Raw genomic sequence first — 12,212 nt, 5'->3', positions numbered from 1 at the left:
GCAGGTCACGGCGCGAGCGCGTCCGCTACCTCGTTGTTCCAGTACGCGGGAAGCGCCTTGTACGGATTCGGCAGCGTAAGCGACGTGACGTAGACGCTTCCAGCGGCATGTGTCTTTGCATACGTCACCACGCGCGGCAATTGCGCGGCGCTCACGTTATAGACGATATGCACGAACCGGCTCTTCGGATAAGCAGCCTGCCATCCCATCGTCTGATAAGTCGCATAGCTCTTCGCATTGCTTTCGAACACGACGAACTGATCGGCGGTCGGCAGGCTCGCGTAAAGCTCGGGAATATTCGTCCCCGGATTGCCGATGACCGTATAAGTCGGCTTCAGCGCCTTGATATAGTTGTAGACCGACTGATAGAACTGAATGTGCGACGCTTGGTTATCCGCCGTCATTTCGTCGATGAAGAACCCGTCGACGGGATATAGCGCGATGTATCGGTTGATGTCGCCGACTACCGCGGAGAGCGACCGCTTCGTGTACGACGTTGACACATAGCCGATCACCTTGCCGCCTGCGGTCCGCAATCGCGTGATGGCGGCCGTGTAGTTCGCATCGGCGGTAACGCCCGGCCCGCTGTTGGGATTCAGAATGGCAGTGGTCGGTATCTTGCGCGCGGTTGCCGTGAGCGCGTCCCAATTGGCGACGCCTCTCGCTGCATCGAAATAGGCGGGCACGACCAGCGTGACGGGTGCGCCCGGCGTACTCGCCACGGTGCCCGCGAGCGCAGCGCCGCTTAGCGCAATTGACGACCCAACTGCGCTTAACTTGATGACTCTCATCTGTTCTCCTGACGCCGGCCGCCAGTGCGACGGGCAATCTGATTCTCTACGTCGCCGAATCGCTCCGGCTTTGCCTCGACGTACTAACGGCGTCGTCGCGCGCTTCTTTAGCGCGTTGGGCAATCGCTGATGTCGGTTCGATGCGCCGATTGCCCCGCACGGTTTCTCGACACGGCCTTCATCGGCGCGAGCAGGCGTCGCGCGCGATCGACTTCCTCGCCGAGCTGTTCGATCAGCCATCGCGCGACATGGCGCGTGCCATCCGACGGATTCGACGAACGATATTCGAGCACGTAGTGACAGCCCGTTTCGATATAGCGGTCCCATGCGGGAACCACCTTGCCTTCGTTGAGCGGCGCGGCGATGGCCAGCAGCCAGCCGAGCACGACGCCCTGACCGAGCATCGCGCACTGCACGGCAAGGCCGGGGTCCGTGTGATGCACCGCTTCACCGATGCCATTGTCCGACAGCCCCGTCGCGCGGTGAAAATCTGCCCATGAATGCGTGGTCACGTCCAGATGAATGTAGGCGTGGCCTTCGCTGTGCCTCGGTGCATCGAGCGGTCCGGACTCTGCGAGATAGTTCGGACTGCACACAGGAACGATGATCTCGGGACAAAGACACGAAGGATCGCTTTCCGAGCCGGGTCCATGCAGCCGGATGCCGAGATCCGCATCTTCGAGCGGTCCATACAGGCGGCCGGGCATGACTTGCAGACGCAGGTTGATCGACGGAAAGCGCTTGCGGAACTCGGCATAACGCGGCAGAAGCCACAACGCGGCGAACCCGCTCGCGAGCGATAAGGTGACGATCTCGCCTCGCGCATGATCGCGCTTTAGCTGGTCGATGGTGTCGCCGATCTGACCGAAGCCCGATGCGACCGCACGCTGCAACGTTGCGCCGCGATCCGTCAGGGTTAGCCCTAGTTTCGTGCGTTCAAACAGCTTGAAGTCGAGCGCGTCTTCGAGGCGCGCCACCATGCGGCTCACGGCGACGGGCGTCACGTTGAGCTCGCCGGCTGCCTTGGTAAAGCTCAGAAGCCGCGCCGATGTTTCGAATACGAGCAGTGCCTGAAGCGAAGGAAGTCGCAGACTCATACAACACCATGTTATGGGGCATGCATCGATTTGTAAATTGACGGCCGATATTGGTCTCCTTACCTTGAGTCCGACGCTCAACTCATCTGGCAGGCCATGACCCACGACACCGATCACCGCGCCGCCGCACCTGCATCGTCGGACCCATTGCTTCAGCCGTTCGCCCTCAGGCATCTCGTTCTCAGGAACCGCGTGATGAGCACGAGTCACGCAAGCCGCCTGACGCGCGACGAATTCCCGCAAGAGGTCTATCAACGGTATCACGAGGAAAAAGCTAAAGGGGGCCTCGCGCTGACGATGTTCGGCGGTTCGTCGAATGTGAGTCTCGACAGTCCCAACACGTTCCAGCAGATCAACGTATCGACCGATGCCGTCGTGCCGCATTTGCGGCGCTTCGCCGATCGCATTCACACGCACGGCGCGGCGCTGATGTGCCAGATCACGCATCTCGGCCGGCGCGGCGATGCCTACACCGAGCCGTGGCTGCCGATGATCGCGCCGTCGGCCGTGCGCGAAACGCTGCATCGCGCGATCCCGCAGGCCATTCACGACGCCGACATCAAGCGCGTCATCCGCGACTTCGGCCTCGCGGCGAAACGTTGCCGCGATGGCGGTCTCGATGGCGTCGAAACGCACGCGGGCGGGCATCTCATCGGCCAGTTCATGGACCCGACCGTGAACCTGCGCACCGACAAATACGGCGGCTCGACGGCCAACCGCGTGCGCTTTGCAATCGAAGTCCATGAGGAAATACGCAAGCAGACGGGCGACGATTTCATCGTGGGATTCCGCTTCGCACTCGAAGACGGATGCAGCTTCGAAGAAGGGCTCGAGATGTCGCGCATTCTTCAAAGCACGGGTCTCTTCGATTTCTTCAATGTCACGTTCGGACGCATGGACACGAAGATGTCGCTCGCGGTGAATTCGATGCCCGGCATGTTCGTGCCGTCCGCGCCGTGGCTGCCCAAAGCCGCGGCATTCAAGCGCGCGGTGGACCTGCCCGTGTTCCATGCAGCGAAGATCGCCGACCTCGCCACCGCGCGCTATGCGATCCGCGAAGGCCTGCTCGACATGGTCGGCATGACGCGCGCGCATATCGCCGAGCCGCATCTCGTCCGGCTCGTCGAAGCGGGCAAGGAAGACGAGGCGCGGCCGTGCGTCGGGGCATCGTTCTGCCGCAATTTTCGCGCGACGTGCATCCATAATCCGGCGACATCGCGCGAGACCTATCTCACGCATGACATCGCACCGGCCGCGCAGAAGAAGCGCGTGCTCATCGTCGGCGCGGGACCGGCGGGACTGGAGGCGGCGCGCATCAGCGCGAAACGCGGCCATGACGTGACCGTGCTCGAAGCGAACTCGACGGCAGGCGGACAAATGCTGCTCGCGGCGACCGGAAGCTGGCGGCGCGATCTCATCGGCATCGTGGACTGGCGCGTCGCGCAACTCGCGCAGCTGGGCGTCGACGTGCGCTACAACCACTATGCCGAGCTCAGCGATGTGCTCAATCACGGCGCGGATGTCGTCATCATCGCGACGGGCGGCCTGCCCGATCTCGATACGTTGCCCGGCGGCGATCTATGCAAGTCGGTGTTCGACGCGCTGACGGAAACCCCGCCGCGCGCGGGCAGCGTGCTCGTGTACGACGGCACCGGCCGGCACAACGCCTATCTTTGCGCGGAACGTTATGTCGATGCGGGCCTCGACGTATCGCTTGCGTTGATCGACAGCACGCCCGCGCAGGAGACGGGCGGACGCGGCGACGACCAGGCGTGGATGCGCGACATTGCGCGCTGGGACGTGCCGGTGCGCGCCAATGTCGAACTGGTCGAAGTGAACGCAGCGGAGAACGGCAAGCGGCGCGCGGTGTTCCGTCATCATCTGACGAGCGAGCTCCTCGAGATGGAAGCGGACCATGTGGTCGTCGAGCGCGGCATGCTCGCAGTCGACGACCTCTACGAAGCCGCGCGCATGTATTCGGTCAACGACGGCTACACGGATCTCGAAGCATTCGCGACAGCGAAGCCGCAGCCCGCCGCACAGGAAGGCGAGGCCGGGCAATTCAATCTTTACCGCATCGGCGATGCGAGCGCATCGCGCGACATCCACACGGCCATCTACGACGCGTACCGGCTTTGCCTCGCGCTGTGACGGACCATTCCATTCATCCGCATGACGACATCACCGAGCGAGGCTGCCCATGACATTGCCGAAAGACTTCGTTGTCGCCGATCCTTCCCGCCGCCGGGCCATCAGGACGCTGGCCGCAGCCGGCGCCGCCACGCTGATTCTGCCGGGGGCATCGTCGCTTGCGTTCGCCGCGACGGAAGGCGCGCCGCAACGCGGTGGACGCATTCGCGTGGCGCTTGCGCATCAGTCGCTGATGGATTCGCTCGATCCCGCGAAGGGCACGCATACGGGCGACTATTCGCGCGCCTACATGTTCTACAGCGGCCTCACCGAACTCGATGCCGACTTCAAGACGCAGAACGCGCTTGCCGAGAAGCTCGAATCCGACGACTTCGTGAAGTGGAACGTCACGCTCAAGCCGAACGTGCACTTTCACGACGGCAAGCCGTTCACATCCGATGATGTCGTGTTCTCGCTGATGCGTCACAAGGACCCGGCGACGGCCTCGAAGGCGAAGTCCATTGCGGACGGCATCGCATCCGTGAAAGCGGCGGGGCCGCTGAAGGTCGAGATCACGTTGACGGAGCCGAACGTCGATCTTCCGGCGCTGCTCGCCATCCCGCATCTGGTGATCGTCGCGGCGAACACGACGGACTTCTCGAAGGGCAACGGCACCGGCCCTTACGTATGCAAGGAGTTCACGCCGGCGCAGCGCTGCATCGGCACGCGCAATCCGAACTTCTGGAAGCCGGGGCGTCCCTATCTGGATGAAGTGGAGATCATCGGCATCGGCGACGATGCGGCGCGCACCAACGCGCTGCTCGCAGGCGACGTGCAGCTCATTTCGCCGCTGCCCGCGCGCGATGTTGATCGCATCAGGCAGACCGGCAAGGCGACCGTGCTCGAAAGCCCGTCGCAGCTCTATTCGGACCTCGCGTTGCGGCAGGACATGCTGCCGACGAAGAGTGCGGACTTCAACGAGGGCATCAAGTATCTGCATGACCGGCAGCGCATCGTGAACGTGATGCTGCGCGGACATGGCACGCTCGCGAACGATCATCCGGTGCCGGAGTGGCATCCGTATTTCATGAAGGGACTGCCGCAGCGCGCCTATGACCCGGACAAGGCGCAGTTTCACTTCAAGAAGGCCGGCGCGCAGACCGCGCGTGCGGAGATCATCGCGCCGCCATCGGTGGAGACGGCGCTCGATTCCGCGATGCTGGTGCAGCAAGCGGCGAAGCAGGCGGGCGTCGACATCAACGTGCGCCGCGTCCCGGCGGATGGCTACTGGACCACGTACTGGATGAAGTATCCGATGACCTACGGTTCCATCCTGCCGCGCCCGACGCTCGATCTGCTGTACACGCAGTTCTTCCGCTCGAATGCGAACTGGAACGAATCGGGGTGGAAGAACGAGCAGTTCGATCAACTGCTCGTGCAGGCGCGCCGCGAGCGCGACGATGCGAAGCGCAAGCAGATGTATGGCGACATGCAAACCATCGTCTATGAGAAGAACAGTCTCGTGATTCCCGCGTTCATCAACTTCATCGATGCGCAGAGTTCGACGCTGCGTGGATTGAAGGGCAGTCCGTCGGGCCGCGTGATGGGTTATCGCTTCGCTGAGTTCGCATGGCTCGCCAAGGCGTAGGCGCGCTTCGCTCTACCAGAGCGCCTGGCTCGTGACGGCGAACTGCGTGAGCGATTCATCGGTGGATGGCGTGCCGTTCAGCGCCATCTGCTCGATGGTATCGACGAGCGGCAGCCCCTGTCCTTCGAGCCACGATGAAAGCCCGTGACGCAGCGGCGTATCGACGCGCACGAACATGCCCGCGTTCAGCGCGAGCCAGTAGCTGATCAGTGCTTTCGCACGGCTCTGGTCCGGCGATTCGGGCGCGATCACCGGACCGATCACATGACCGTCGCCGAAGCGCCGGAAAAGCGCGAAGCCGATGAGCTCGCCGTCGCGATCCAGCGCGATGCCGCTCGCGACATCGAGCAGATGCGGCATCAACTCGGTGCGATCCATGCCGGTCGCGCGAGAGGCGAGGCCGGCGAGGCGGGGCGTGTCCTTCGCGCCGATCGGACGAAGCCGCTCGCCGGGCGGCAGTGAAACGAGCGGTGGCTGAAAGGCCGCGCCCTGATGTTGATGAATGGTATCGATGCGCGTGAAGCCGCGCTCCGTGCACAACGGCTTGCCTTCCTCGGATGCATGAATGAGCAGCATGCGCGAGCCGTGTGACGCGATGAGACGGTCGAGCAGGCCGCGCCCGATGCCTTGCCGTTGACGTTCGGGCGACACGATGAACATGCCGAGCGTCGCAGCGCTTTCGCCGAATTGCCACGCGAGCGCGGTGCCGACGAGCGCGCCTTGTCCGTCGACGGCGGCGAAACCGCGGCCGAGTCGCGCGGCGAAGCGCCAATCGTCCAGACGATGCCGCCACTTGACGGACATGGAAAGCGCATGACCGGCGGGGATGTCGTCGAGCGTGAAAGCCCGGTATTCGACCACATCGCGATTGTTCGAGTCGGGCACGCCGGCCTCCTCACCTTGAAGACATTTACCGTGACTGTGACACCGCGCATCGCGCATGGCTAGGACGATCTTCCTGTCCCACATAGCCAGCGGGCCTTCGCGTGTGATGCAACGCAAAACGGCCGGTTATCGGGCCGACAACGCGCGCGCTGTGCTGATTCGGCAATTTTGTCGGCGAAATATGCCGGGCTTCCGGTCCTACGATGATGTCATGCCAACGCAGCAGCCTCAGGAGGACTCACGCATATGGACCGTTTCGATCCCGCCAGCATCGGCATCAGGAGCGGGCATTTCATCGGCGGCGAACTGATCGATGCGGGCGCGTCGCGCATCGATGTACGGCGGCCATCGGATGGCCTCACGTATGCATCGGTGCCCCTCGCCGATGACGCGATGATCGACTATGCGGTGCAGAACGCATACGCCGCGTTCAGGCGAAGCGACTGGGCGCGGCGAGCGCCACGCGAGCGCGCACGCGTGTTGCGCCAGTTCGCCGATCTCATCGCTGCCGATGCAGCGAACCTCGCGCCGCTCGAAGCCGTGGGTTCGACGCGACCGGTGCGCGACGCATACAACTGGGACGTGCCGTTCACCGCCGAGAGCATCCGCTTCTATGCGGAGCTTGCCGACAAGATCGGCGGCGACGTCGCGGCGACGGATCATCGTCATCTCGGCATGACGATCGCGGAACCTTATGGCGTGATCGGCGCGATCGCACCGTGGAATTTTCCGCTCGTGATGGGCGCATGGAAGATCGCGCCCGCGCTCGCAGCGGGCAATGCGGTCGTGCTCAAGCCGTCGGAAATGACGCCGTTCTCCGCGTTGCGGCTGGCGGAGCTTGCCATCGAAGCAGGCGTGCCGCCCGGCATGTTCAACGTCGTTCAGGGCGATGGCCGCACGACCGGCGATGCGCTCGTGCGTCATCCGCGCATCGGCAAGGTCACGTTCACCGGCTCGACGCGCACCGGCGCCGCGATCATGGCCGCATGCGCGGAGACGGGCACGAAGCCGGTCACGCTCGAACTCGGCGGCAAGAGCCCGCAGATCGTATTCGCCGATGCACCGCGCATCGACGAAGTGGCAAGACGCATCGCCGGCGCGATCACCGGCAATGCGGGACAAGTATGCGTGGCGGGTTCGCGCCTGCTCGTGCAGCGCGCGGTCGCCGACGAAGTGATCGGGCGTATCGCCCAGGCGTTCGGCGAACTGAAGGCGGGACCCACATGGGCCGCCGGCACGACCTTGCCGCCGATCATCTCGGAGCCGCAGGCGCAGCGCATCGATGCGATCGTTCAGCGCAGCATCGCGAGCGGCGCGACCTTGCGGCACGGCGGCACACGCGCGGATGCCGCGACGCCGGGCGCATTCTATTCGCCGACCTTGCTATGCGACGTGACACAGGAGAGCGAAGTCGTGCGCAGCGAAATTTTCGGCCCGGTGCTGACCGTGCAGTCGTTCGACACGGAAGAGGAAGCGCTCGAACTCGCGTCGCATCCGGAATACGGGCTCGCGGCCGGCGTGCATACCGCCGATATCGGCCGCGCGTTGCGCATGGTGCGCGGCATCGAAGCGGGCACCGTCTGGGTCAATCGCTATGGACGCACGAGCGATTTCGTGATTCCCACGGGCGGCTACAAGCGCTCGGGCATTGGCAAGGACCTGGGGCGTCAGTCATACGAGGCGAACCTGCGCTTCAAGAGCGTGCTCATCGACACGGACGGTTGAGACGCACGATCGTGCGCGAAAAAGACGCCGCATTTTGTGCTGTCGCGGCGCTTCAAAACGCATGACTTGTATCGTAAAGAGGCATGCATTCAACGCCAGCAGTCATTTTTGCCTTGTTTAAATTTTTCTCAACAGTTCGCTGTTCCTTGTTTTCACCACCGAACTCCGGACGGGTTCATTACACGACAGGACTGAAACCATGATCGATTTCGAGCCGAAGTACATCACGTTCGACTGCTACGGCACGCTGACGAAATTCCGCATGGCCGACATGGCCCGCGAGATGTACGCCGACCGCCTGAAGGGCGACGACCTCGAGCAATTCGTCAAGTTCTTCGCGGGTTATCGTCGCGATGAAGTGCTCGGTGCGTGGAAGCCGTATCGCGATGTCATCGTCAATTCGGTGCGCCGCGCGTGCGCGCGCATGAACGTCGAATTCAACGAGACGGAAGCCGAGAAATTCTATCTCGCCGTGCCGACGTGGGGCCCGCATCCGGACGTGCCCGAAGGCCTCTCGCGTCTTGCGAAGAAGTACAAGCTCGTGATTCTGTCGAACGCATCGAACGATCAGATTCAGAGCAACGTTGACAAGCTGGGCGCGCCGTTTCATCGCGTGTTCACGGCGCAGCAGGCGCAGTCGTACAAGCCGCGGATGCAGGGCTTCGAGTACATGTTCGATCAGTTGAACTGCAATCCGGAAGACGTGCTGCATGTTTCGTCGAGCCTGCGCTACGACCTGATGACCGCGCACGACATGGGCATCAAGCACAAGGCTTTCGTCAAGCGCGGCCACGAGCCTGGCACGCCTTACTACGAGTACTACGAAGTCGACACCATCGGCGATCTCGCCACGCAACTCGGTCTGTAACCGCACCCCTTCACGCGAGCAATGCCGATGAAACTCGACTCCTACTGGCTCGACACGGCGCCTTCGATGACGTCGGCCTGCGAAGGCCCGGTCGACGGTCACGCCGATGTCGCGGTGATCGGCGGCGGGTTCACGGGTCTGTCGGCGGCGCTCGCGCTGGGCAAACGCGGCGCGTCGGTCGTGGTGCTGGATGCGGGGCGCATCGGCGGCGGCGCGTCGGGGCGCAACGGCGGTCAGTGCAACACGGGCGTCGCGCAGGACTATGCGGCGCTGCGCGCGCAGCTCGGCGTCGAACGCGCACAGGGCTGCTATCGCGCGTATGCGGCGGCCGTCGGCACGGTGGAGCGTCTGATTCGCGAGGAGAACATCGATTGCGATTACCTCGCGTCAGGCAAGCTCAAGCTCGCCGCGAAGCCCCATCATCTCGAACATATCGCGACGACAGCCGAACTCATTCGCCGCGAAGTCGATCCCGACATCGACCTGCTCGACCGCGAGCAGGCCCGCAATGAAGTGCAATCCGACGCGTTTCACGGCGGCCTGTTGCAGCGTCATGGCGGCCAGATGCACATGGGCAAGTTCGCCGCCGGACTTGCGATGGCGGCGGCCAGGCAAGGCGCGCGTCTTTATGAGCATGCCGAAGTAACGGAAATCGCGAAGGAAGGCGGCGCATATCGCATCGATTCGAAGCGCGGCGCGGTTCGCGCGAAGCAGGTGCTGATCGCGACGGGGCCGTCGAAACACGGCCCGTTCTCGTGGTACAGGCGAAGGATGGCCCCGGTCGGTTCGTTCATCATCGTGACCGAGCCTTTGCCCGCCGACCGGCTGACGCAACTGATGCCGAACCGCCGCTCGTACACGACGAGCCGCCTGATGCACAACTACTTTCGTGTCACGCCCGATTCGCGGTTGCTGCTCGGCGGACGCGCGCGCTTCACCGCATCCGAGCGCCCCTCCGATGAAAAGAGCGGACGCATTCTGCAAGGCAATCTCGCATCGATTTTTCCGAGCCTCGCCAGCGTGCGTATCGACTATTGCTGGGGCGGTCTCGTCGATATCACCGCGGACCGCCTGCCGCGTGCGGGCCAGCATGACGGCATCTATTTTTCGATGGGCTACAGCGGCCACGGCACGCAGATGTTGACGCACATGGGCCAGGTCATGGCCGACGTGATGAACGGCAACGCCGACGCGAACCCGTGGCGCGAGTTCCACTGGCCCGCGATTCCCGGCCACACGGGCAAGCCCTGGTTCCTGCCGCTCGTCGGCGCGTATTACTCGATCAAAGACGTGTTCTATTGAAGCATCGGAAGCAAAGACAGGCGGCCAGCACCGAACGAGCCGCCGCACATTCATAGCCCCTATCGCGGAGAAGTCCATGAGCATCGACAAATCGCCTGAAGCACTCGCCCACGCCGATGCCGGCACGCGGCTCGAAGAACTGACGCGCCGTGGCGCGTCGCGGCGCAACGTCCTTCGCGCGATGGCCGCGGGCGGCCTGCTGTCGATGACGGGCGCGGGTCTCCTCACCGCGAGCGGCGCAGCTTTCGCACAGGACAAGCCGAAGCAGGGCGGCCGCATTCGCGTGGCGACGCAATCGTCGTCCGCAGCCGATACGCTCGATCCCGCGAAGGGCGCGCTCGGCACCGATTACGCCCGCGCGTTCATGTTCTATAGCGGTCTCACCGAACTCGACAACCACCTCGGCGCGAAGATGGCGCTCGCCGAGTCGCTCGAGACGAAGGACGCGACCGTGTGGGTCGCGAAGCTGCGCAGCGGCGTGCTGTTCCACGACGGCAAGTCGCTCACGCCGCAGGACGTGATCTATTCCCTGATGCGTCACAAGGACCCGGCGATCGGCTCGAAGGCAAAGACGCTCGCGGATCAGTTCAAGGAGGTCAAGGCGACCGGCCCGAACGAACTGACCATCACGCTGACGGGCGCGAACGCGGACCTGCCGGTGATTCTCGCGGACTCGCACTTCCTCATCATCAAGGACGGCACGACGGATTTCAAAACGGCGGTGGGCACGGGACCGTTCAAGCTGAAGGAATTCGCACCGGGCGTGCGTACCGTGGGCGTGCGCAACGAGAAGTACTGGAAGCCCGGCATGCCGCATCTGGACGAAGTGGAACTGATCGGTATCGCGGACGAACCGGCGCGCGTGAATGCGCTGATGTCGGGCGACGTGCAGCTCATCAACGCGGTGAGCGCGCGTTCGACGGAACGCATCAAGGGGACGCCGGGCTTTGCGGTGCTCGAAACGAAGACCGGCCAGTACACCGATCTCATCATGCGCGACGACGGCGGCATCACCGGCAATGCGGATTTCCGGCGCGGCATGATGCACCTGATGGATCGCGAGCAGATGCGCAAGACCATCTTCCGCGGCTATGGCGCGATCGGCAACGATCAGCCGATCGATCCGAGCAACAAGTACTACATGTCCGGTCTGCCGCAGCGCACGTTCGATCCCGAGAAGGCGAAGTTCCACTTCCAGAAGGCGAAGCTCGGCAACGCGCCGATCCAGCTATACGCATCGCCGGCGGCGGAAGGCTCCGTCGAAATGGCCGTGCTCATGCAGCAAGTGGCGCCGCAAGCCGGCATCAACCTGCAGGTCGTGCGCGTGCCGTCCGATGGCTACTGGTCGAATCACTGGATGAAGCATCCGCTCGGTTTCGGCAACATCAATGCGCGCCCGAGCGCGGACGTCATCTTCACGCAGTTCTTCAAGTCCGACGCACCGTGGAACGAAGCGAACTGGAAGAGCGCGCAGTTCGATCAGATGCTGGTCGCGGCGCGCGGCGAGCCGGACGATGCGAAGCGCAAGAAAATCTACGGCGACATGCAGGAGCTCGTGCACAAGGACGGCGGCATCGGCATTCCGATGTTCCAGAGTTCGCTCGATGCACACACGACGAAGCTGAAGGGCCTGGGCGGCATTCCGCTCGCGGGCCTGATGGGCTGGATGTTCGCGGAGAACGTGTGGCTCGAGGCATGAGCGTGCAGGAAGTGCAATAGCGGCGGACGCGCGACGTGTCGACGATACGGCGCGCGATATCAACCCT

9 protein-coding genes are annotated in these 12,212 nt (G+C 63.5%); 6 read left to right on the top strand and 3 right to left on the bottom strand.

All coding sequences use genetic code 11. The features are described 5' to 3' along the window. Window positions 1-5: 5 nt before the first annotated feature. Together P9255_RS02150 and P9255_RS02145 are read right to left on the bottom strand one after the other, a co-directional pair. Window positions 6-791 (bottom strand): spherulation-specific family 4 protein, encoded by a 786-nt coding sequence (locus tag P9255_RS02150; protein WP_309768647.1) that lies wholly within the window; start codon window positions 789-791, stop codon window positions 6-8. 107 nt (window positions 792-898) lie between these two features. After that, a complete protein-coding gene (locus tag P9255_RS02145; protein ID WP_309768646.1) occupies window positions 899-1,888 on the bottom strand; it encodes a LysR family transcriptional regulator in 990 nt (329 codons plus the stop codon). A 96-nt stretch (window positions 1,889-1,984) separates the two neighbouring features. On the opposite strand from P9255_RS02145, the gene P9255_RS02140 reads away from it, so the two are divergent. Continuing rightward, window positions 1,985-4,039, top strand: a complete 2,055-nt coding sequence (locus P9255_RS02140; RefSeq protein ID WP_309768645.1) for an FAD-dependent oxidoreductase — start codon at window positions 1,985-1,987, stop codon at window positions 4,037-4,039. A 49-nt stretch (window positions 4,040-4,088) separates the two neighbouring features. Further along, window positions 4,089-5,666 (top strand): ABC transporter substrate-binding protein, encoded by a 1,578-nt coding sequence (locus P9255_RS02135; RefSeq protein ID WP_309768644.1) that lies wholly within the window; start codon window positions 4,089-4,091, stop codon window positions 5,664-5,666. Window positions 5,667-5,678: 12 nt separating this feature from the next. Here the strand turns inward: P9255_RS02135 and P9255_RS02130 are convergent, their stop codons facing one another. Continuing rightward, window positions 5,679-6,551 (bottom strand): GNAT family N-acetyltransferase, encoded by an 873-nt coding sequence (locus tag P9255_RS02130; RefSeq protein ID WP_404980232.1) that lies wholly within the window; start codon window positions 6,549-6,551, stop codon window positions 5,679-5,681. 246 nt (window positions 6,552-6,797) lie between these two features. On the opposite strand from P9255_RS02130, the gene P9255_RS02125 reads away from it, so the two are divergent. The 4 genes from P9255_RS02125 (at window position 6,798) to P9255_RS02110 (ending at window position 12,145) form a co-directional block, all read left to right on the top strand. After that, complete coding sequence (locus P9255_RS02125) at window positions 6,798-8,276, top strand: aldehyde dehydrogenase family protein (RefSeq protein ID WP_309768643.1); 1,479 nt, start codon at window positions 6,798-6,800, stop codon at window positions 8,274-8,276. Window positions 8,277-8,475: 199 nt separating this feature from the next. After that, window positions 8,476-9,144 (top strand): haloacid dehalogenase type II, encoded by a 669-nt coding sequence (locus P9255_RS02120; protein WP_309768642.1) that lies wholly within the window; start codon window positions 8,476-8,478, stop codon window positions 9,142-9,144. Window positions 9,145-9,171: 27 nt separating this feature from the next. Next, entirely contained in the window at window positions 9,172-10,446 is a 1,275-nt protein-coding gene (locus P9255_RS02115; protein WP_309789088.1) for an FAD-binding oxidoreductase, read from the top strand. A 76-nt stretch (window positions 10,447-10,522) separates the two neighbouring features. After that, window positions 10,523-12,145 carry an ABC transporter substrate-binding protein gene (locus P9255_RS02110; protein WP_309768640.1) on the top strand — a complete coding sequence of 541 codons (1,623 nt, stop codon included), beginning with the start codon at window positions 10,523-10,525 and terminating at the stop codon, window positions 12,143-12,145. Window positions 12,146-12,212: the final 67 nt, after the last annotated feature.

This window comes from Caballeronia sp. LZ019, from assembly GCF_031450825.1.
Taxonomy (GTDB): Bacteria; Pseudomonadota; Gammaproteobacteria; order Burkholderiales; family Burkholderiaceae; genus Caballeronia.
This window is presented reverse-complemented; position numbering and strand designations above follow the sequence as displayed.

What these genes read in the sequence shown, in the direction of transcription:
- P9255_RS02135 (WP_309768644.1), top strand. Translation starts at nt 4,089, where the DNA reads ATGACATTGCCGAAAGACTTCGTTGTCGCCGATCCTTCCCGCCGCCGG.
- P9255_RS02145 (WP_309768646.1), bottom strand. Translation starts at nt 1,888, where the DNA reads ATGAGTCTGCGACTTCCTTCGCTTCAGGCACTGCTCGTATTCGAAACA.
- P9255_RS02110 (WP_309768640.1), top strand. Translation starts at nt 10,523, where the DNA reads ATGAGCATCGACAAATCGCCTGAAGCACTCGCCCACGCCGATGCCGGC.
- P9255_RS02150 (WP_309768647.1), bottom strand. Translation starts at nt 791, where the DNA reads ATGAGAGTCATCAAGTTAAGCGCAGTTGGGTCGTCAATTGCGCTAAGC.
- P9255_RS02140 (WP_309768645.1), top strand. Translation starts at nt 1,985, where the DNA reads ATGACCCACGACACCGATCACCGCGCCGCCGCACCTGCATCGTCGGAC.
- P9255_RS02125 (WP_309768643.1), top strand. Translation starts at nt 6,798, where the DNA reads ATGGACCGTTTCGATCCCGCCAGCATCGGCATCAGGAGCGGGCATTTC.
- P9255_RS02120 (WP_309768642.1), top strand. Translation starts at nt 8,476, where the DNA reads ATGATCGATTTCGAGCCGAAGTACATCACGTTCGACTGCTACGGCACG.
- P9255_RS02115 (WP_309789088.1), top strand. Translation starts at nt 9,172, where the DNA reads ATGAAACTCGACTCCTACTGGCTCGACACGGCGCCTTCGATGACGTCG.